General features: G+C 29.0%; 16 protein-coding genes. 6 read left to right on the forward strand and 10 right to left on the reverse strand.

Annotated elements, in window-relative coordinates; translation table 11 throughout:
- Positions 1-885: 885 nt before the first annotated feature.
- A complete protein-coding gene (locus C1715_RS08050; RefSeq protein WP_102399977.1) occupies positions 886-5,172 on the reverse strand; it encodes a 2-hydroxyacyl-CoA dehydratase in 4,287 nt (1,428 codons plus the stop codon).
- A 259-nt stretch (positions 5,173-5,431) separates the two neighbouring features.
- Between C1715_RS08050 and C1715_RS08055 the strand changes: the two genes are divergently transcribed.
- The 3 genes from C1715_RS08055 (at position 5,432) to C1715_RS08065 (ending at position 7,575) form a co-directional block, all read left to right on the forward strand.
- A complete protein-coding gene (locus C1715_RS08055) occupies positions 5,432-6,190 on the forward strand; it encodes an ABC transporter ATP-binding protein (RefSeq protein ID WP_102399978.1) in 759 nt (252 codons plus the stop codon).
- Positions 6,187-6,987: an ABC transporter permease gene (locus C1715_RS08060; protein WP_102399979.1), complete on the forward strand. Its 801-nt coding sequence runs from the start codon at positions 6,187-6,189 to the stop codon at positions 6,985-6,987. Before C1715_RS08055 ends, C1715_RS08060 begins: the two co-directional genes overlap by 4 nt.
- A gap of 237 nt (positions 6,988-7,224) precedes the next feature.
- Positions 7,225-7,575, forward strand: coding sequence for a tetratricopeptide repeat protein (locus C1715_RS08065; RefSeq protein WP_102399980.1), 351 nt, complete (start codon positions 7,225-7,227; stop codon positions 7,573-7,575).
- Between the two features lie 218 nt (positions 7,576-7,793).
- Here the strand turns inward: C1715_RS08065 and C1715_RS08070 are convergent, their stop codons facing one another.
- The 4 genes from C1715_RS08070 to C1715_RS08085 all read right to left on the reverse strand — a co-directional run bounded on the left by C1715_RS08070 (position 7,794) and on the right by C1715_RS08085 (position 11,971).
- Positions 7,794-8,942 carry a transglutaminase-like domain-containing protein gene (locus C1715_RS08070; protein WP_102400019.1) on the reverse strand — a complete coding sequence of 383 codons (1,149 nt, stop codon included), beginning with the start codon at positions 8,940-8,942 and terminating at the stop codon, positions 7,794-7,796.
- A gap of 140 nt (positions 8,943-9,082) precedes the next feature.
- Complete coding sequence (gene recX, locus C1715_RS08075) at positions 9,083-10,018, reverse strand: recombination regulator RecX (protein ID WP_102399981.1); 936 nt, start codon at positions 10,016-10,018, stop codon at positions 9,083-9,085.
- Positions 10,018-11,265 (reverse strand): M16 family metallopeptidase, encoded by a 1,248-nt coding sequence (locus C1715_RS08080; RefSeq protein WP_102399982.1) that lies wholly within the window; start codon positions 11,263-11,265, stop codon positions 10,018-10,020. Before C1715_RS08080 ends, recX begins: the two co-directional genes overlap by 1 nt.
- A gap of 406 nt (positions 11,266-11,671) precedes the next feature.
- Positions 11,672-11,971, reverse strand: a complete 300-nt coding sequence (locus tag C1715_RS08085) for a hypothetical protein (protein ID WP_102399983.1) — start codon at positions 11,969-11,971, stop codon at positions 11,672-11,674.
- 237 nt (positions 11,972-12,208) lie between these two features.
- Between C1715_RS08085 and C1715_RS08090 the strand changes: the two genes are divergently transcribed.
- Both C1715_RS08090 and C1715_RS08095 read left to right on the forward strand, forming a co-directional pair.
- Positions 12,209-13,123 (forward strand): transposase, encoded by a 915-nt coding sequence (locus tag C1715_RS08090; protein ID WP_102398664.1) that lies wholly within the window; start codon positions 12,209-12,211, stop codon positions 13,121-13,123.
- Positions 13,124-13,754: 631 nt separating this feature from the next.
- Complete coding sequence (locus tag C1715_RS08095; RefSeq protein ID WP_102399984.1) at positions 13,755-14,258, forward strand: QueT transporter family protein; 504 nt, start codon at positions 13,755-13,757, stop codon at positions 14,256-14,258.
- Positions 14,259-14,395: 137 nt separating this feature from the next.
- Here C1715_RS08095 and C1715_RS08100 read toward each other — a convergent pair whose 3' ends face one another.
- The 4 genes from C1715_RS08100 to C1715_RS08115 all read right to left on the reverse strand — a co-directional run bounded on the left by C1715_RS08100 (position 14,396) and on the right by C1715_RS08115 (position 18,143).
- Entirely contained in the window at positions 14,396-15,184 is a 789-nt protein-coding gene (locus C1715_RS08100; RefSeq protein ID WP_102399985.1) for an ABC transporter ATP-binding protein, read from the reverse strand.
- Positions 15,150-16,073: an ABC transporter permease gene (locus C1715_RS08105; RefSeq protein ID WP_102399986.1), complete on the reverse strand. Its 924-nt coding sequence runs from the start codon at positions 16,071-16,073 to the stop codon at positions 15,150-15,152. Before C1715_RS08105 ends, C1715_RS08100 begins: the two co-directional genes overlap by 35 nt.
- Positions 16,073-17,089 carry an ABC transporter substrate-binding protein gene (locus tag C1715_RS08110; protein WP_102399987.1) on the reverse strand — a complete coding sequence of 339 codons (1,017 nt, stop codon included), beginning with the start codon at positions 17,087-17,089 and terminating at the stop codon, positions 16,073-16,075. The genes C1715_RS08105 and C1715_RS08110 overlap by 1 nt, the downstream gene beginning before the upstream one ends.
- 613 nt (positions 17,090-17,702) lie before the next feature.
- A complete protein-coding gene (locus C1715_RS08115) occupies positions 17,703-18,143 on the reverse strand; it encodes a HutP family protein (RefSeq protein ID WP_102399988.1) in 441 nt (146 codons plus the stop codon).
- A 436-nt stretch (positions 18,144-18,579) separates the two neighbouring features.
- On the opposite strand from C1715_RS08115, the gene C1715_RS08120 reads away from it, so the two are divergent.
- Positions 18,580-19,287 (forward strand): L,D-transpeptidase family protein, encoded by a 708-nt coding sequence (locus tag C1715_RS08120; RefSeq protein ID WP_180964028.1) that lies wholly within the window; start codon positions 18,580-18,582, stop codon positions 19,285-19,287.
- Positions 19,288-19,319: 32 nt separating this feature from the next.
- Here C1715_RS08120 and C1715_RS08125 read toward each other — a convergent pair whose 3' ends face one another.
- Positions 19,320-21,965, reverse strand: coding sequence for an ABC transporter permease (locus tag C1715_RS08125; protein WP_102399989.1), 2,646 nt, complete (start codon positions 21,963-21,965; stop codon positions 19,320-19,322).
- Between the last annotated feature and the right edge of the window lie 209 nt (positions 21,966-22,174).

Here is a 22,174-nt window from a genome sequence, read left to right on the forward strand (position 1 = left end):
AGTTATAGTTTTTTTTAGCGCTTTAAAAATCTTTTATTGGCGATAGCCAGCCTAAATACATAGGCATGATTAGGATTTATATATAAGAATATATAACTTTAATTGTCAGATAAATAAAAACTTGTAGATAAGTAATAGGTAATAGCTAAGAAGTAATAGTTATGGTGAAAATTCAGCAAAGCTGAATTTTTTCAAGAGCCCTTATTTTTACTAGCTGTTCTCTTGTTACTTATTCATAAATTAACTATAAAAAACTCTTTGAGTTTTATCCTTAACTCTTACTTCTTACTTTTTACTTCTTACTTATTACCTCTTACCTGGTCTCCCCTACAAATTAAGATTTATACAAACCAATGCCTCACGGCAAAATATATTAACTCTTACATATTAATGTATTTTCATAATTAATTATTCATTAGTATATAATCAAAGTTAATAATTCTATCTCACAATTAATAAAAATAATATTAGTAACTAATATTGTAGATTGAACGAAAGGCTACGCCTAAAAAGATTATGGGAGCCTTTTTATTTGTTTTATAAATTAAAGATTTTCCATAGCGAAGCGGAGGAAAATCATCCTTTAGTAGGCTTCTCCTCTCCAACCATAAACATATTAAACTAAAAATCTGATTTTAATGTAGTAATAAATGTGGAATTGGGGACTATTGAACTAGCCTTAGAACTTCTTATGTCTCACAGTTAAAGACCCGTTAAGAAGCTTTCATGTTTGAACGAGGAACGAGTGAGTTTGAAAGCTTTAGGGGCTTTAACTGTGAGACATTTAGAAGTTCTTGGCGTATTGTGAACAGTACCAAATTACACATTTATTACGGAATTAAAATCAGATTTTTCTTCAATGTATTATGTCACAATATATGCTTATCATCTTTCGTTGGAGGCAGCTATTTCCTCATGAGTGAATTCTACCTTATGCAATTTTTCCTGCTCTTTTAAATTGTCAAAAGCAGTGGATAACATAAGTTTAATTCTATTTAATTGATTTACCTCACTGGCACCTGGATCATAATCTACTGCTACAATATTAGCGCCTTTATATCTTTTCTTTAGTTCTTTTATCATACCTTTACCTGTTACATGGTTAGGTAAACACGCAAAAGGCTGCATACAAACTATATTTTTAGCTCCACTTTCTATAAGCTCTATCATTTCAGCTGTTAAAAACCAACCTTCTCCTGTTTGATTACCTATAGAAAGTATTTCTTTTGCACTCTTTGCCATTTTTTCAATGGTTGTAGGTGCAATAAATCTTTTACTATTTTTTAAAGCCCTTTTCATGTGTCTTCTATAATGTTCTATATATTTTATGCCTATTTTACCAAAGAACTCTGCCATTCTAGTTCCTGATAAATATTTCCTTTTGTATTGGTAATTATATGCTACATATAGACAAAAATCTGTAAGGTCAGGCATTACTGCTTCTGCACCTTCACTTTCAATTATATCCACTATATTATTATTTGCTGTTGGATGAAATTTAACTAATATTTCACCTACAAGGCCTACTCTTGGTTTTTTAATATCTTTTATCTCTAAATTATCAAAGTCTTCTACTATTTCATAAACATACTTGTTAAATAACTTAGTATCACCTTTATCTATAGCATATTTACATTTTTCAACCCACTTATTGTATAGTTGGTTGGCAGAACCCTTTATTCTTTCATAAGGTCTTACTCTATAAAGTACCCTCATGAGCAAGTCCCCATAAATCAAAGCCATCATAGATTTTTTAGCCATAGACACATCTAGTTTAAATCCTGGCTGCTTTTCTAATCCAACAAAATTTAGCGATATTACAGGTATATGTGCAAATCCCGCATCTTTAAGAGCCTTTCTTAAGAAACCTATATAATTAGTAGCTCTACATCCTCCACCAGTTTGTGATATTATCACTGAAGTATTGTTCAAATCATATTTTCCTGATTTTAAAGCTTTAATCATTTGACCTACCACTATTATAGAAGGATAACATGCATCATTATTTACATATTTAAGTCCTTCTTCTATAGCTTCATTGTCTACCGCTGGAAGTATTTCTAAATTATATCCCCCACAACGCATAGCCTCTTGTAAAAATTGAAAATGTATAGGAGACATTTGTGGTGCTAATATGGTGTGCTTTTGCCTCATTTCTTCTGTAAACACCACTTTTTCTAACGCAGCAGATGCTTTTTTTACTTTAAATCCATTTTTATTTCTTTCATCCATAGCAGCCTTTAAGGAACGAATTCTTATTCTTACAGCTCCTAGGTTATTAACCTCATCTATCTTTATTGCAGTATATATTTTTCCATGAGAATTTAATATTTCTTGTACTTGATCTGTAGTTACCGCATCTAGTCCACAACCAAAGGAGTTCAACTGAATAAGCTCTAAATTATTTTTTTCTCCTACAAAGCTGGCTGCAGCATAAAGCCTTGAGTGATAAACCCACTGATCTACAATCCTTAAAGGTCTATCTATTTTTCCTAGGTGACATACAGAATCCTCAGTTAAAACAGCCATTCCGTACTCATTTATTAAATTAGGCAGTCCATGATTTATTTCTGGATCTATATGATATGGCCTTCCAGCTAGTACAATTCCATTTTTACCAGTACTATCTAAATACTCTAAGACCTCTTCACCTTTTTTTCTTATGTCCTCTTTTACCTTATCTCTTTCCAACCATGCCTTATCCAAAGCTTCATTTATCTCTTTTTTACTTATTTTAAAACACTTAAATTCATCATACAATCGTTTAGCCAGTTTTTTCTTATCATCCAATGAAAAGAATGGATTCATAAATTTAATATGCTTTTCTCCTATAATGTCCATATTATTTTTAACAACTTCAGCATAGGATGTAACTATAGGACAATTATAATGGTTGTCTGCTCCATCTATTTCCTTCTTCTCAAAAGGTATGCATGGATAAAATATTGTATCAATTCCTCTATTTATAAGATCCATTATGTGGCCATGAGCTATCTTTGCAGGATAACAAACAGATTCAGAAGGAATAGTTTCTATACCCATTTCATATACTTTTCTAGTTGAACGACAAGATAATTCTACTCTAAATCCCAAATCCGTTAAAAATGTAAACCAAAATGGATAATTTTCATAAATATTAAGAACCCTAGGTATTCCTATAACTCCCCTTTTGGCATCTTCCTTCTTTAAAGGAGCATATGAAAATGTTCTTTTATACTTATAATCAAATAAGTTTGGAAGCTTTTCTTTCTTCTCACTTATGCCTGCTCCTCTTTCACATCTATTTCCTGATATAAATTCTCTTCCATCTGAAAATTTATTTACAGTGAGCATACAATTGTTTCCACACATGCCGCACCTTCTCATTTCTACTTCACATTTAAAACTTTCTAATTGCTCTGCTTTTAAAAGAGTGCTTTCTTTTCCAGCTTCATACCTTTCTTTAGCTATTATTGCAGCTCCAAAAGCTCCCATTATACCTGCAATATCCGGTCTTATAGCCTCTCTTCCTGAAATAAGTTCAAAGCTTCTTAAAACCGCATCATTGTAGAAAGTTCCTCCTTGTACTATAATTTTTTCGCCCATTTCTTCTGGGTTTCTTATTTTAATAACCTTTTGAAGAGCATTTTTAATTACAGAATAAGAAAGTCCTGCAGATATGTCTCCTACAGAAGCCCCTTCCTTTTGAGCTTGTTTAACTCTTGAATTCATAAATACAGTACATCTTGAACCTAAGTCCACTGGACTCTTTGCTTTAAGTGCTTCCTTTGCAAAATCTTGTACAGACATATTTAATGAATGTGCAAAAGTCTCGATAAAAGAACCGCATCCTGATGAACAAGCTTCATTTAACATTATGCTATCTATAATTCCATCTTTAATTTTCAAGCATTTCATATCCTGTCCACCTATGTCTAATATAAAATCTACTTTTGGAAGGAAGAATTCCGCTGCCTTGTAATGAGCAACTGTTTCTATTTCTCCTATATCTACTTTCATTGCCGCTTTTATAAGTCCCTCTCCATATCCTGTTACAGCAGAATTAATTATATGAGCTTCCTCTGGTAACTTACCATATAAGTCTTTTAATATATTTATAGTAGAAAGCAGTGGATTTCCAGCATTACTACCGTAGTAAGAATAAACAAGTTCTCCCTTTTCATTTATAAGTGCTGCCTTTGTAGTGGTAGAACCTGCATCTATCCCAAGGAAACATTTTCCTTTATATTCACTTAAATCTCTTCTCTCAACCTTTGCTCCTGCATGTCTTTTTCTGAATTCCTCTAATTCATCAACATTTAAAAAAAGTGGCCTTAATCTTTGAACTTCTTGCCCGCCTTCAAATTCTCTGGATTTTAATTTTTTCATAAAATCTTCTGCTAATATTTTATCTTCTTCTTTAGAGGAAATTGATGCTCCTAGTGCTACGAATAATTGAGAATTGTCCGGGAAAATCACCTGTTCCTCCTTTAATTTCAAGGTTTCTATAAATCTCTTTCTTAATTCTGGTAAAAAATACAATGGTCCTCCAAGAAAAGCTACATTGCCTTTTATTGGTTTTCCACAAGCAAGTCCACTTATAGTTTGGTTAACTACCGCTTGAAATATAGATACAGCTATATCTTCTTTAGCCGCTCCTTCATTTAAAAGAGGTTGGATATCAGTTTTAGCAAACACCCCACATCTAGCTGCAATAGGATAAATTACCTTGTGATTTTCTGCATACTTGTTAAGACCCATGGCATCTGTTTGTAATAAAGCTGACATTTGATCTATAAAAGCACCTGTTCCCCCTGCACAAGTACCATTCATCCTTTGCTCTATTCCAGAATCAAAATAAGTTATTTTGGCATCTTCTCCACCTAATTCAATTGCTACATCTGTGGTTGGAATATGTTTTTTTATAGCCTTAGTACTTGCTACTACCTCTTGTATAAAACCTATAGATAACCATTTTGAAACACCTAATCCGCCAGAGCCAGTTACCTTTATGGTTATGTAATTATTTTTAAACCTATCATAAGCTTGGTCCACTATATCCACTATAGTTTTTTTAATATCTGAGTAATGCCTTTGATATTTTTTATATACTACTTCATCCCGTCCATTTAAAATCACTAATTTAACTGTGGTAGAACCTACATCTAGACCTAAATGAAACACTTTTTTCATAATTATCTTCTCCATCATTTACTATTTTACATTTATTTCTTTTATATCTATATATTATACTTATCCATGATTATATCATTTTAGTACACACATATAAAAATTTCAACTTTAAGAATTTCATACTATAGTTAAATTATTATGATATTTCAATATAAATCGCCATTATCCACGTTTATCATAGTGAATATCATTAATAATCTATTTAATAACAATATAACATACTTCTTCATATACTAAATTATACAAGGGGGTGTTATACATGAGCAAGTTGCAAATTGAAAAAATATATATGAATTATCATACTTTAGAAAATGAAACTAAAGCATTGGTTAGTATATCTTTTAATATAGAGGAAGGTGAATTTTTAAGTATTGTAGGCCCCTCTGGCTGTGGTAAATCTACTTTACTAAATATAATATCTGGGCTTATCCCTCCTTCTTCTGGAAAAGTTTTAATTAACAATGTAAATATAGCTGAAAAGAAGCCTCAAATAGGCTATATGTTTCAAAAGGATAATTTATTTGAATGGCTAACAGTATGGGACAATGTAATTCTTGGTCTCAAAATAAAAAAAAGAATTACAGAAGATAATTTAAAAAATGTGGAAAGTCTTCTTCATAGCTATGGTTTATGGGAATTTAAAGGTCATCATCCAAAGCAGCTTTCTGGTGGCATGAGGCAAAAAGTTGCACTAATAAGAACTTTAAGTATAAACCCTGATGTTTTAATATTGGATGAACCTTTCTCCGCCATAGACTATCAAACCAGATTAAACCTCAACGATGAAGTGTTTAAAATACTAAAAAAAGAAAAGAAAACTACCATAATGGTCACTCATGATCTTTCAGAGGCTATTTCTATGTCTAATAGAATACTTATTCTCTCTAAAAGACCTGCAGTAATTAAAGAAATTATTCCAGTAGAATTTGAAGAAAAATATAATTCTCCTCTTAAACGTAGGGAAGCACCTAATTTCAGATACTATTTTAATACTATATGGAAGGAGTTAAATTCATGAAAAAATGCAGTGATGAACATATAAAATATATACAAGCTGTAAAAAAAAGAGAAAATAAAATTTTAATTGTAAGAATTTTAATCCTCATTTGCTTTTTCGCTCTTTGGGAAATAGCTGGTGACTTAAGATGGATAGATCCATTTTTGACTAGTACTCCTTCTAGAATGGTAAAAAGCTTAATGAAAATTTTCAGTGAAGGAACATTATTTAAACATATATGGGTAACCTGCATTGAAACTATATTAGGTTTTATATTTAGCACAGTGCTAGGTACAATTATAGCAATTCTTCTATGGTGGTCAGACTTTGCCTATAAAGTTTTAGATCCATATTTAGTAGTGTTAAATGCTCTACCTAAAGTTGCTCTCGCACCTATAATCATATTTTGGGCTGGAAATGGATATGGTTCCATAATAGTCATAGCCCTTTTAATATCTATAATTGTCACCATAATCAATGTACTTGCAGGATTTAAATCCATTGATGAGGATAAAATTAGACTTATAGAAACCTTTGGTGGAAGCAAATCTCAAATTTTAACAAACTTAATTCTTCCTGCCTCTGTGCCAACTCTAGTTTCTACATTAAAAATAAATGTAGGCTTATCTTGGGTTGGTGTCATAATGGGAGAATTTCTTGTGGCAAAAGAAGGACTTGGCTTCTTAATAATATATGGTGGTCAAGTGTCTCAACTGGATATGGTCATGATGAGCATTATAATTTTATGTATTCTTGCTTATGCAATGTATGAAGTAGTAGCTATATTTGAGAAAAAGCTTAACAAGAAAATATATTAAATTACGTAAACAAATGAATATTTCTATAGTCTCTTGGATATTAATGTAATAAACAACATTCTAGGTTTCAGATTAAGTTACTTTTATTCTATTTGAAACTTAAAAATTGTTATCTATGAATTTACTTATTGTTAACTCAAACTTATGTAAAATCATGAAGTATATAATCTTGGAGTATAACAGTGAGATAACCATAGGATAAACAAAGTTTAAAAAAGTATTCTAGGAGGTACATTAATGAACTATTTCCAAAAAGGTAATGAACTATACAACAGTCAAAATTATAAAAAAGCAATAGATATGTATAAAAAGGCTGCAGACGAAAAAATAAATGAAGCCTCTTCCCTATACAATGCTGCTGTATGTCTTATTAAACTTAAAAATTATAAAAAAGCTATTTCATTTTTATCCTGTGCCATAAAAAAAGATTCTCAAAGCAAATATTTTTTCAATTTAGCCTATTGTTATTCCATGCTTAACAATAGACAAAAGGCTCTTATATACTTTAATACCGCTTGGGCTTTAAATCATGAAGATTCAGACTGTGAAAAAGCAATAAATTTTATATTAAATCAATATAAAAAATAAAAAAATTAGTTGATCGGTTTCACTATAAAAAACTAATCAACTAATTTTCATTTTCTCTAATAAATTAACAAATAGCACACTAAAATCCCTCATAAAATATTCCATCCAGCTGACATACTAAACCACCACTACTCTTCTAGCAAACTGGAAAACTGGCCAAATAACCAACTGTAACTCTCCTAGCACACTAGCCCTTTAGGTTCTGGCACTCTAGCGCTTTAGCGCTCTGCCCATTCTCCCGCAATATTGTTATCTGCATGATCTATAGAAAATCTGTTACTATCAAAATAATTTCCACCCTTTGCAAAAGTTGTATCTACATTTATCCATTCTCCTTCTTCCTTTAAATAAACCTGATTCCACGCATGTCCAACCCAACTCACACCGTTGAAGCCTCTACCAGTTATCAGCCTAACTTTTATATTATTAGCTCTACACATGGCCACATACAAGCAAGAATAATCAAAACATATACCCTTTTTAGAATAATAAGTAGGTATAGCCCCTGATTTAATATCGTATATATTCTTAAATACCTTTTCAGCTTTTTCATTATCATAATTTATATTCTTTCCTACCCATTTATAAATTACTTCTGCCTTTTCTCTATCTGTGCTGTATCCCTGAACTAATTCTCTAGCAAATCTATCTATATCTTCATTAGATTTTATCCCTTCTTCTAAAGTTATGCCATTATAGTAAACTATAGTTTTAGTATTAGCATCACCTTTTGCTTCACCTTTTTTAACCTCTGGTCTGCTGTCATTTTTTATAACTATTTTAAAAGAATTATTAACTATACTTGGAAGCTTTTTTGCAACTTTTGAGCTGTTTATAGGAATTACTACTGCTTTACATATATAATTATAGTATTTAGAATTCGCTAGATAGGTATTAATCTGGGGCTTTATATTTATTATGGATAAAAAATTTAATAGAAAAGTCAACAATATAACATAACATATAGCTCTAGGTATCTGAAATATAGCTCCTAATAATCTTCTAATTCCATTTCCCTTTTCCCTAATTTTCTTTTCTATCCCATCAAATACTGGATACATGGTTATTTTATTTATACCTTGAATTATAAACATAATCAAATTATGAATAATAAATACTGATATAGGAACTGCTACTAAATAAACTACTATAGGCTTTCTTATAACATACATTTTAGCTTCTTTAGGAATAATATCATATATACTCTTATATATACTTTTACTATGATTGAAGAATATATTTTTCATCCAATATATTCCTAAGATTATTGACACTACAAAAGAAATGTTTGTTTCTACACCAGTTACTTCTTTTTTTAGATTTTTAGAAGAAAATTTAACTATAAACCCTTTTATAATTGGATACATAAATATAGCAAAAATCAATATATTTATAGGGTTTCTATTTTTAATGAAATTTTGTAAAAACTCCTTATACACTGTAATCCCCCTTTCTTTCTACACAATAAAGAATCAAATTTAAGCTTATATTTACTCAATTATTCTATTTACTCAATTATATCTTTTAAAACACTTTTTATTTTTTCATAAGAATATCCCCTTCTCATTAAATACGAGCATAACCTTCTAAATATCTTAACATCATCGCTTTCTGATTTACAAATTATTTTATATCTTTTTAAAGCTAATTCTTTGATTTTTTGGTAATTTTCTTCTTCACTTTCTAAAGATAAATTATTAGTTTTATTAAAATATTTTCTTTCACTATATTCCACAATGTTTACATTATCTCTTTCAATATCTTCATTAATTCTTATAATATTTTCATTATCACATAAATTTTGTGAAGATTTCAGTTGTTCTATTACACTATTTACTATATTGTAATCAAAGCCTCTTCTAATTAGAAAATCACAAATTTTCTTATATATTTTAGATATATTTTTACCTATCTCTTTTTCAGATTTAATTAAAATCTTATACTTGCCCTCGCCTAATGTATATGCACTGTCATACTCTTTTTCATAACTTATATCACTGAATTTTTCTATTATTAAATCTTCTTCTATACCTTTTTTCATAAGATCAAACTTTATTTTATTCTTACCGTATTTTCTAATGCGCTCTTTTATAAATGCTTCTGCATACTTATAGTCATCTAAAAATTTATATTCTTTTAAAAAGCTTATTATTCTATCTATTGCTTTATCTCCATACTCTTTTTTATATAATTTATCTCTAATTTCTTTTTCAGTTTTATATGTTTTTTCTATTACTTTTAGAGCATAATTCTTTCCATTTAAATAGTTATCTTCTTCCGCTACAGATTGTAAAAATTCTAAATCCACCTTTTTTCCTTTTTTTAAGTCATAAGTATAAACTAATTCTGCATTGCATCCAAAGGCAAATTCATTATCTATATACACATTTACTCTATTTTTATCTCTTTTCTGCACTTCAATGCTTGATATTACTGAATCCACTAATCATCACCTTCACTTAATAAAACATGTACTGTTGGATTATTAAATACATTTCTAGCTACATGGTATATGTCCTCTTTAGCTATATTCTCCAAATTATTTATATCTTTTTCAAATTCATACACATCTTCCCCTTCTAGAACTTGTCCTAATACATAGGAACATAATGCAGTTGAATCTTCAATAGTTGCCGCTACAGAAGTTTTCAATATTTTTTTCATTAAATCTATAGCTTTATTATCAAAAGTTACTTTCTCTTCTTTTATTCCATTTATGCAATTATCTATTACTTCTAAAGCTTCCTTAACATCTTCTCTAGCTACTGAAGTGTATATATAAAGATTCTTTACTCCTTTAGTTAAATCCAAATTAGTATATACATCGTATGCTAGCCCTCTTTTTTCCCTTAATTCTCTAAACAATATGGAATTAGAACTTTCTCCTAGTTTGTGATTTAAAATTTTCAAAATCAATTCTTTGCTCTTTTCTAATTTATGAAATGTATATAAATACATTATAGTGCTTTGCTCCATATCTTTTTTTGTTGAAGTTTTTCTAATGGATATATTATCCTCTATAACTATTTCTCTTTTTTCCGTTTTTTTCCTTCTCCACCCAAGAAAATATTTTTCTATTAATTTTACCACTTCTTCATGCTCATAAGAAGATACCACCACTATACATGAATTATTTGGAACATAATAATTTTTATAATAATTAATAAGGTTTTCCCTAGAAAATCTCTTTACAGTTTCCGCCTGACCTATAGTATCATATTTAATAGGGCTTTCTTTAAAAGCCATAGAATTTATTCTCCTGAAGCTATAGTCTTCTATATCATCTTTGCTTGTCCTTATTTCAGCCAATATTACTCCTCTTTCTTTTTCTAATTCATCTTTATTAAAAATTGAATTCATAGCCATGTCAGATAGTAGCTCTACAGCTTTATCTAATTCTTCGCAAAGTGAAGTAACTGTGTAAACTGTGCTGGTATAATCCGTATAAGCGTTATATTCTCCGCCTAACTGCTCCAATTCATCATTTAACTTTTCATTATTCCTATTAGTTGTGCCCTTAAAAAGCATGTGCTCTATAAAATGGCATATTCCCTTTTCATTTTTTTGCTCATACAGTGAACCTATTTTAACTGCTAAATTAATACTTGCAATTCTAGTATTCTTCTTTATACTTATTATTTTTAATCCATTATGAAGAGTATTCTCTTTAATATCAAAATATTTTTTCATGTGTCACCTCTATAATTCCTTATGAATAGTTGCAAATTTACCCCCACCACATAGGTAGGGGCTAAAAGTAAATTTATTTTTTAATTTGCTTATACTTATATAAAACTATTATAATTTATAACCACATAAATTAAAAGAGATGATCATCAAAAGCTTCTCTGAAAATCATCCCTTTTATGTTAATGTTTAATATTCTCTATTTTTTATTCTTTTTTCATTATTCTTTTTATTATTTACTGCCTTTATTTATTATTTACTATCTTTATTATTTCTTATCTTTATTTATTTCATTATTCTTTTCTTTAATAAATAGTAAAAATTCATAAATACTCATTATAAAAAGTATAAAAAGCAAACATCCCTCTTTATAGTTTTCTTTTAGTTTTCTCTATTTCTTATCTTATTATTATTTATCTTTACCATTCTTTTGATATTGATATTGATTACTTATTAAGCTCACAAGATCATGTGTAAAATTAGATCCTCTAGATATTAAAATTGCTGTTAATATCTTACCTATTCCATATCGCATATTAACACCTACAAAACTAATAATATCTAGATTTCCTACAAATACCACTACCAAAGCTATAATAATAGTACCTATCCTATCTTTTGACAATTTTCCCTTAACAACAATATTCTTCACAGTTTCCCATGTACTTTCTATTATAAATGCCATCACTACAAAAACGTATCCATTCATATCCATTCAACCTTATACATTATTTTATATAATGTATATGAGGCTAAGGGACAGTTAAGAACTTTTAAAGATAAGAAAAAAAGGGAAGAAAAAAAGGGACGGTTAAGAAAAATACATTTACAATTTTTTAATACAATCTGAATAATAACTTTATTTTATGGCAAGTATTCAAATAAAAGTAATGAATATACAATTGAAAATTCAAGTAAAAAAATAGCTATAAAGTGAGGTAATATTATGCCAAGAGGAGAAAGAATAAAAGAGGACGATGCTATATATCATGTAATGATAAGAAGTATAAGTGAAGTACCATTATTTAAGAAAGATAAAGATAAGGATATCTATTTAGAAGAAATGAAAAAAAGGCAACAAATGTATAAATTTAAGGTATATGCATACTGCATGATGACTAACCACGCTCATTTTATGATTGATTCTAATGGTGCGGACATATCAAAAATAATGCATGGTTTAAATTTTAAATACGCTATAACATTTAATAAAATTCACAAAAGACGTGGGCACTTATTTCAAGATAGATTTAAGAGCAAAATAGTGGATACAGACAGGTATTTAGTAGTTTTATCAGCATATATTCATAATAATCCATTGAAAATAAGGGGATATGAACATCAGCCAGAAAAATATAAGTATTCAAGTTTAAAAGTATATTTAGGTCTTGAGAAAGATAAAACAGGGCTTTTAGATGAAGAGTATGTAATGAAATTCTTTGGCTCAAATGTATTAAATGCAAGAGAAAATTACATGAAGTTTGTGTATATTTGTGATGAGGAAAGATTAAAGAAAGAAATAGAATTTGAAGACCAAAAGACAGAATACAGAAGTGAAAAAACAGTATTGATAAGGGATTTTGATCCTGATAAAATAATGGAATTTGTAGCAGAAGAAACAGGCATAAAAAAAGTAATGTTATATGTAAAAAACAGTAGAAATACTAAGGTTGCTAGGGCACTCGCTGCGCTTTTAATGAGGTGTCTTTGTGATTTTAAGTGTAGTGACATATGTAAGATATTTGGAAATATAACTCAATCAAGGGTGTCAAAGCTTTGTTCTATTGGAGTTGAGCTTATATCAACAGAAGATAAATATAGAAATATAATAGAGAAATTTATTTTCCAATACCAAACATAGGTATCCTAATAAAATTAGAGAGTGTGAACTTAGATTATAAAATTGAATTAATTTTTTGTTTAATTTAACAATAAGCCTTTTATTTTTAATTTAATAGAAAGTTTTATCTACATGTATATTTTTAATATGTACAAGCCTATTATCATAATCAAAATATACTTAATGACTAAAAAAATTAAGTTAAATATAGCATATAGTTAGCTTCAATAAATACAATAAATAATTTATTGAAGTAATTTATTAAAAATCAACCATCACTAATCGTCTCCATCCCTAATTACTCCTCGATAATTACTCAATACTCAATAATTTGTTAAAAATTAACCGTCCCTAATTCCCTCCCTAATTCCCCCGTTAGCGTAAAGTTATTGTAGGGAATTAGAAATAGAATATATTTCCATATAGAGTTGAAAAGAAGATATCATCCTACTAAAATATAAGTTGAGAAACAAATAAAAATTAGAAAGGATTGATATCTTCTATGTATAATAGTATACAACATTTTAATGAATTTGGGGTAAAAGAAATTNAATTCCCCCCTTCTAATTGACTTAATAAACTTTATATGCTAAATTTATACCGGACAGTTCGTAGCGACCTGTCTAAAAACAAAACTACGGAGGTTATTATTATGAATTCATCAAAAAAAGTAAGAGGCATTGTATTTGCCTCAGTAATTGCTGCAATTTACGCAGTACTTACTATTTTATTATCATTTATGTCTTTTGGAGTAGTACAGTATAGAATTGCCGAAGGACTGACAGTTTTACCTTTTATAACTCCTTATGCTATTCCCGGATTAACTATTGGATGCCTAATATCCAATATAATTAGCCCTGTAGGCACGGTAGACATGGTTTTAGGTACCTTCGCCACATTAATTGCCGCTATAACTACCTATTATATAGGTAAAACTAATCTTAGACATAAAAAGCTTTTGGCACCATTGCCAGCGGTTATATCCAATGCTATAATTATAGGTCTTATGCTAAAATATCTATATATACCGGATATGCCACTATGGCTTATATCCCTAGAAGTCGCTTGGGGTGAAGCTCTTTGTTGTTATGGATTAGGCTTACCAATATTAGCAGTTTTCCAAAAGAATCCTGTACTAAAAAAATTTATTAAATAAAATAACTATAAATATAAGAGGCTAACAAAAATATGCAGCCTCTTATACTATATACATAATATATATGCATATATACAAAATAATATATTCGTAAAAATCATCTCTATGAAAATAAAGTATTTATCAGAGTAGTATATCTACGAAAATAACATATTGTCACTTATAGAATTTTCGAGTTTTTCAAATTCCCTTAGTAGCTTGTCTGCAGTTAAATTTTTCTTTTCATTTCCCTTTATATCCATAACTACTTGGCCCTTATGGATCATAATAAGCCTATTCCCCATTGTTATGGCATCATTTAAATTATGAGTTACCATTAAAGTAGTTATTCTATCTTTTTCTACTATCTCCTTTGTTATATCCATAATTATCTCTGAGGTTTTTGGATCTATAGCTGCTGTATGCTCATCTAATAATAAAAGTTTAGGTTTTGTTATTACCGCCATTATAAGAGAAAGAGCTTGTCTTTGACCACCAGATAAAAGTCCCACTTTATTATGTAGCTTATTTTCTAGACCAATATTCAATTTTGCAAGAACTTCCTTAAACATATTTATATGTTTCTTATTTATAGCAAAGGATAAATTGAATTTATTTCCTTTATTATACGCCATGGACATGTTTTCTAATATGGTCATATTTGGCGACACACCTAATGAAGGATTTTGAAATACTCTTCCTATTTGTTTAGTTCTTTTATATTCAGGCAATCTAGAAATTTCTGAGCCTCTCAATGTTATAGAACCTGCAGTTATATCTATATTTCCAGATACAATATTTAAAAGAGTAGATTTACCTGCACCATTACTTCCTATTATGCTTACAAAATCTTCCTTTTCTACAGTTAAATTAAAATTATTAAACAATGTATTCTCATTAACCGTCCCTTTATTAAATACTTTGTATAGATTCTTTATCTGAAGCAATGGATGCACCTCCTTTTTTAGATTTAAATATTTTTGTTAAACCAAATGCTGAGCCTAAACTTCTATTATTGATATTATTAAGAGATAAAGCTATTACTACAATAACAGCTGTAATTAATTTTAAATCTGTAGGTGGAAGCCCTAGTTTTAATGCTAATGCTATTACTGCTTTATACAGAACTGCTCCTAGTATTGCCATACTACTTCCTTTTACAAAATTAAATTTTTTTAAAATTGATTCTCCCATAATAACTGAAGCTAGTCCCATAACCACAATGCCTGTACCCATACCTACATCTGAAAACCCCTGATATTGAGCAGTAACAGCTCCACATAGGGATACTAGTCCATTTGAAATCATAAGTCCTACAACCTTAATAAAGTCCTTATTTACCCCTAATGAAGTTACTAATTGTTCATTATCCCCTGTAACTCTCAAAATAAATCCTAATTTAGTTTTTAAAAATAAATCCACTAGCAATTTAATTACTACTGCCAATATTAAAATTATAAATATTGGTGCCAAGGATAAATTAAATATAGTTTTTTGCCCAAACAAAGGAATATTAGATTTCTCCATTATTCTTAAATTTATAGAATAAAGAGATATCATCACAAGTATTCCAGATAAAAGATTGGTAATTTTAAACTTAACATGAAGTATACCTGTAATAGCACCTGCTGCAACTCCACCTAAAGTAGCTAAAATACAAGCTAAAAATGGATTTATCCCTTTAAGAATACCTACTGCTGCTATGGCTGCTCCTAAAGGAAAAGTTCCCTCTACAGAAAGGTCTGGGAAATCTAAAATCTTATATGTTATGTAAACACCTATGGCGGCTATGGAAAAGATAAGTCCTTGTTCTAAAACATTTATCAAAAAGTCCATTATTGTACACCTCCCGTAATTATTTGTGCCTTCTCTTCAATATCTTTAGGTATACTTATATTGAGTTTTTTACAAGCATCCTTATTTATTACAGTATTAGTGTCTTTAGAGGTTTGTACAGGCATTTCTGCTACCTTTTTTCCCTCTATAACGTCCACTGCCATAATTCCTGTTTGAAAGCCTAATTTATAATAATCTATACCATTAGTAGCTACAGCTCCTGCCTTAACATGAGCACTTTCTGCTCCTATAATAGGAATATTTCTTTTATAACATTCATTTACCACTAAAGGCATAGAAGAAACCACTGTATTATCTGTAGGAACATATAAAACATCTATCTTTCCAACTAAAGAATTTAGTGATTGAGCCACTTCATTTACATTAGTTACGCCTGATGTCTTAATATTAAATCCAAATTCTTGTGCAGCTTTTTTCATATTTTCCACTTGAAGTTCTGAATTCTTCTCGCTAGTATTGTATACAACACCAATAGTTTTTGCCTGAGGAATCATCTCTTTTATAAGCTGTAGCTGCTTATCTATAGATACATTGTCAGAAGTACCAGTTACATTTGTTGAAGGCTTCTCTAAAGACTTCACTAATCCAGATTGTACTGGGTCTGTAACTGCAGTTATTAATATAGGTTTTTCTTTTATAACATTAAATGCTGATTGTGCACATGGCGTTGCAATTGCAAAGATTAAATCTTCATCTTTAGATGCAAAATTCTGTGCTATAGTTTGGGCCGTTGCCATATCCCCTTGAGCATTTTGAAAATCCACTTTTATATTCTTATTTTCTTCATATCCTTTGGATTTCAATGCATCCATAAATCCTTTTCTAGCGGATTCCAAAGCTGGATGTTCTACAAACTGAGAAATGCCAATGTTTATAATCTTTTTATCCTTTAAAGTTTTTTGTGATTGAGATGCTACTATATTGTTGCATCCGCCTAAAAATAATGAGCTCATCAAAAGAGCTATAAGACATGAAAGTTTTTTCTTTCCTACCATACTACCATCCTCCAAATATAAATTTTTTTATAAAAAAAGCTCTCTAATAGAGAGCTTATTTACTATACCTAAGTAAACCCTATAATTCAAAGGTTTAATTGCAATTTTCATACCTCAATGGCCATGCTGTTTTCTAAACATTTAATTGCAATTCTAATAAAATAATAAATTCTCCTACAATCCTACAATACTACAATACTACAATCCTACAACAATACAATACTAATTTATTTATATACTACACTACTACAATCAAATATTATTATATTCAAACACTATTATACTTAATTTGTATACTTATTATACTACAATTTTACTACACTATTATACTTAACTCATATGCTATAATTCTACTATACATGTACTAATTCTTTACTTTTAATACATAAATATCTGAACTATTCTTAAATTACTTAAACTGAAGTAGAGCTTTTTAGTTAAACTCACTTAATCATACTATAATTTACTAAAATCATTTAGTAATCTACAGAGATCATTTAGTAATGTACTAAAATCATTTAATACTTATGCATACTTCATTATTTAAATATTATTATCTAAATATTAAAAATTATGTTTAACATTTTATAATATTGTTTCAATATTGTCAATATTATATTTTGGAAATTGTGATTTTTTCTTTTGGTATGGCTCTATGTCCAAGTCCTATAGCTATTTCATTTAAATGCAGAAGTCCTATACTCATAAATATAGTTACACATAAATGTTCTCCACTTCTTGCTATGCCTATCTTACCTCCAACATTTAATCCACTAGCCTTTTGGAGTACTTGAATCAACGCCTCCTTGGTAGCACCTATTACTGCCCCATCATATAGATGAGCATTCTCTGGGATCAAGCCACCCTTTTTAGAAGCCACAAGCGCCCTTTCTATAATTTTAGACATGGTGTTATTTATATTACCACCAATATTTACAGCTGTAGTTAATATATCCTTTTTTCTAAATCTATCTTCCAATTCTTTTTCTTCTTCCCTTTTAGATATACTCATTTCAATAGCTGCCTTTGCCACATCCATACTATCTAAATTCATAATACAACCTCACAATTCTTTATTTATATATTTTCATAATTTACATGTCTATATTATAATCCAATACCGCAATAAATCCTATGGTAATTTTATAAACTACTTATTTATTACTCAACTTTTACACATAAATTTCAAATTTTACATTAGATGAATAAAAGAAATACAAATATAGTTTTTAATTTAAAATTTAGAATGTAAAATTTAAATCAAAGTTGAAATTTCTAGACAATTCCTTGAATTTACAATTTATAAAATACTTTATTATAAAATCAAAATCACTTAAAAATTGACAAATTTAATACCTATAGTACTGTATTAATGCCCTTTCATTCTCCAATATAAACAACTGAGGTTTGATTAAAATTTATATGAGAAAGTTCAGTTAATTATAATTTTACCCTTTAAATCCTCATATAATTATACGGGGGTGTTTTTCGTGAATAGATTTAAAAAATTTTTTGTATTTATAATTATAATGCTAATTATAATTTTAGCTTTTTTTATATTTTTCAAGAAAAATTCTGAAAAAGTTTCTGGTATAAATATAAAAGGCTATGACTCTAAAAAACCCATAGTTATAGTAGTAGATTTGGAAACTAACACTTTAGGGGTTTTCCAAAATGACAAATTATTGAAAACCTATACAGTAGCTGGTGGTAAACCTTCTACTCCCTCTCCTATAGGAACCTGGACCATCATAAGTAAAGACACTTGGGGAGAAGGTTTCGGTGGAAGATGGATGGGTTTTAATGTTCCCTGGGGTAAATATGGAATACATGGTACCGATAAGCCCGGTTCTATAGGCTGGAGTTCGTCCCACGGCTGCATAAGAATGAGAAATAACGATGTTAAGGAGCTTTATAAAATAACTCCTCATGGTACTAAAGTTATAATTAATGGTGGTCCCTATGGAAATTTTGGTTCTTATTTACGACCTCTAGAACCTGGCATGAGAGGCTCCGATGTGTACGAAGTTCAAAAGTATTTAAAAGAAAAAGGATACTATAATGGAAATCCTGATGGAATTTATGGTGAGGGAATGAAAGCAATAGTCCATAAATTTCAAAAGGATAATAAACTCTCTATATCCAACACCATAAATTCTGCATTTTATAAAAAATTAGGAATAGAACTTAAGGAGTAAACCTTAAGCCCCTAAAATATGGGGGTTGAGGTTTACTCCTCCATCCTTATATTATCAATAATACTCTCCTTCTTTATTCTATTTAGTGGAAAATATGCAGATAATAACGAAATAGCAATTGCTCCTGCAGCAGCTATAATTATATATTTCCATGGCACTGACCACTTAATTTCTCTAACTTCACCTAATATTCTGTCCAGCACATAAGTTAACACTGTACCTATTACTCCCCCAAGTATAGAGCTTATTATTCCATAAAGACCTCCCTCTAGGTATATCATTTTATTTATCTGTCTGCTGGTCATACCAATGGCTTGTAGCGCCGCTAATTCTCTTTTTCTAAGAATCAAATTTGTTCCTATTGTATTTATTATATTTAAAGAAGATATTAAAGTTATTACCGCCACAAATCCATATAAAAATATACCTACTATTAAGGATTGCTTTTTTTTATTTTCTAACGTTTCTTTGGTATCTAATAGATTAATTCTTTTACTTTCATCTGCAAACATTTTCAATTTCTCTGTTATATTTTTTCTATCTGCTTTTTCATCTACCAATATGTGCATAGAATAAAAAGTTTCATCTTCAGTTATATCTTTAAATAACTCTTCTGTGGTTATAGCATAAATTTCACCATTATCAGATTTAGCATCTCCAATAGGTGCTCCTTGCAATATTCCAAGAACTTTTAACTTTTTATTAACTTTTTCCTTCCCTGCACCAGATGTTTTGAATATTTCAATTTCATCACCCACTTTAAAGTTTGTAAAATTTATAACTGATATTTTATTACTTTTAGGGTTAGAAATACTGCCATTTTGAATCAACAATACCCCATTTTCATTATTTATATCTTCTTCACTTACACTACCCTTTAAAAGTTTATTCTTGCACAATTCTAATTGCTCGCTATCATATCCTTTTAAAAATAACGGTATACTTTCATTTTTTTCTTTTGAAGTTTGTCCATTTCGTGAATTTAATATTCTTCTATACTCTGGAGTTATTAATTCCTTATGAACAGAAATTTCATAATCTCTACTTCCAAATATTCTATATATCTTTTCTACACCCTTTATGTTTTGGATAGACATGTAATCTTTTTTAGAAAAACCAGAGTTTTTATTAGACTCAGGAATTTTCATTAACTCATAATCTCTATACGATTGCTTTTTTACTGAATCAACTGTATTTCCTATAGACATTATAAAACTAAAAACTATAAAAAGTACTATACTTATAATTGTAGAACTTATAGTTACTAAGAACCTTCTCTTATTCTTCTTTATGTTTTTATATGCTATCTCTCCTTCTACTTTAAATATATTTTTTATTAATATATTAGCTCTTACTTTTTTAACTCTTTTAGTTTTTGTTCTAAAGTTGCTTTTTATAGCATCCAATGGTGATACTTTTGATGCCATAAATGCTGGCTTAACACAAGATACATAAATAGTAATTAATGCTATAGCTGTACTTATTATAAATACATAGGGTGATACTACAACTTTAAATTCTAAAGCTTTAGTCCCAAATAATATTTTTTTAATAATATAGAAAACTATATACATAGCTATAACTCCACTTAGAAGACCTATAGGTATAGATATAAAGCTTAATACTCCAGCTTCCTTATATACAATTTTTCTTATTTGTTTAGGAGTAGCTCCAATAGACCTCAGTATTCCTACTTGTCTTATCCTATCCATCACAGACATTTGAAAAATATTATAAATAACCATTATAGTACTGATAATTATTATAAAAATTATAAATGCAGCTATTAAAAATATAGTTTTATTATAATCTTTATCTATTCCTCTTCCCTCAAAATTTAATAAAACATAATTGAAATCTACTTTCATATTTTCATTATTACCACTTAAAAACATATCTAATTTAACTTCATCAATATATTTTTCTATATTCTTTTTTGCATTTACATACACATATGCATTATACTTACTTTTCAAACTTCTATCTAAAATTGGAATTGTTATAGCCTTAGCTCTTGTATTGTATTGGGAATAAAATTTACTATCTATTATACCTGATAGAATAAAAGTTCTTTTTTCTTTCTCATCATATTTATAGTTTGAACCATCACCAAAATCTTCTTCTAAAGACTCTTCCTCATTATCCATTGTACTGCCTTCTGTATTTTTTTTAGTAAACTCTCCCAAAGGCAAAGTTATCTTATCTCCAACCTTTGGATTGTTAGAAATGTACTCTAAAGCCCATTGCTCTATGGCAATTTCATTTTCATTTTTAGGCAAATTTCCTTCCTTTAAAGATAGTGGAAGCATCTCCATAGCCTTTTTATCATAAGATACTATATCTATATACTTGTAAATGGGCATACCTTTTACATTTATATCCTTGGGATTAGCTTCATATATCTTGCTCTTACCTATTTCTCTTAATACACCAACTTTTTCACTATCTAAGTGGCTTTTTATCTTTCTAAGCTTCTCCTCACTTATCCCTTCAAATACCACATGAAAATTTCCTATTTCTCTTTTAGTACGCTCCATATCATTTTCCCTATAACTCACTACCAAAGTTCCCATTGCACATATTAAGGCTACAGAAAGAATTATTCCTATACAGGTTAAAATGCTTCTCTTTCTATTATTTTCTAGATATCTATATGATATGTGAGAATAATTTTTCACCTTCTCTTCACCTTCTTTTATTCATACTATAAATTTAAAAATTCACTTTATAATATCTACATTTCCTTTTCTAAGAATAGTATTTTGTAAATCTCTAATATCCAATAATCACCCTTCGAAAATAAATTGTAAATCACTAAAAATCTTTATTTAAATAGTTCATTAGAATAATAATCAAATATGAAATAAGGCATAAATTAAATAAAATT

It is taken from the genome of Haloimpatiens massiliensis, from assembly GCF_900184255.1.
Lineage (GTDB): Bacteria > Bacillota > Clostridia > Clostridiales > Clostridiaceae > Haloimpatiens > Haloimpatiens massiliensis.

Excerpts from the sequence above, each read along its gene's own strand:
- C1715_RS08110 (WP_102399987.1), bottom strand. The coding sequence starts at position 17,089 with ATGGTAGGAAAGAAAAAACTTTCATGTCTTATAGCTCTTTTGATGAGC.
- C1715_RS08070 (WP_102400019.1), bottom strand. The coding sequence starts at position 8,942 with ATGTATCCAATTATAAAAGGGTTTATAGTTAAATTTTCTTCTAAAAAT.
- C1715_RS08090 (WP_102398664.1), top strand. The coding sequence starts at position 12,209 with ATGCCAAGAGGAGAAAGAATAAAAGAGGACGATGCTATATATCATGTA.
- C1715_RS08105 (WP_102399986.1), bottom strand. The coding sequence starts at position 16,073 with ATGGACTTTTTGATAAATGTTTTAGAACAAGGACTTATCTTTTCCATA.
- C1715_RS08115 (WP_102399988.1), bottom strand. The coding sequence starts at position 18,143 with ATGAATTTAGATAGTATGGATGTGGCAAAGGCAGCTATTGAAATGAGT.
- C1715_RS08050 (WP_102399977.1), bottom strand. The coding sequence starts at position 5,172 with ATGAAAAAAGTGTTTCATTTAGGTCTAGATGTAGGTTCTACCACAGTT.
- C1715_RS08060 (WP_102399979.1), top strand. The coding sequence starts at position 6,187 with ATGAAAAAATGCAGTGATGAACATATAAAATATATACAAGCTGTAAAA.
- C1715_RS08055 (WP_102399978.1), top strand. The coding sequence starts at position 5,432 with ATGAGCAAGTTGCAAATTGAAAAAATATATATGAATTATCATACTTTA.
- C1715_RS08085 (WP_102399983.1), bottom strand. The coding sequence starts at position 11,971 with ATGAATGGATACGTTTTTGTAGTGATGGCATTTATAATAGAAAGTACA.
- C1715_RS08095 (WP_102399984.1), top strand. The coding sequence starts at position 13,755 with ATGAATTCATCAAAAAAAGTAAGAGGCATTGTATTTGCCTCAGTAATT.
- C1715_RS08080 (WP_102399982.1), bottom strand. The coding sequence starts at position 11,265 with ATGAAAAAATATTTTGATATTAAAGAGAATACTCTTCATAATGGATTA.
- C1715_RS08065 (WP_102399980.1), top strand. The coding sequence starts at position 7,225 with ATGAACTATTTCCAAAAAGGTAATGAACTATACAACAGTCAAAATTAT.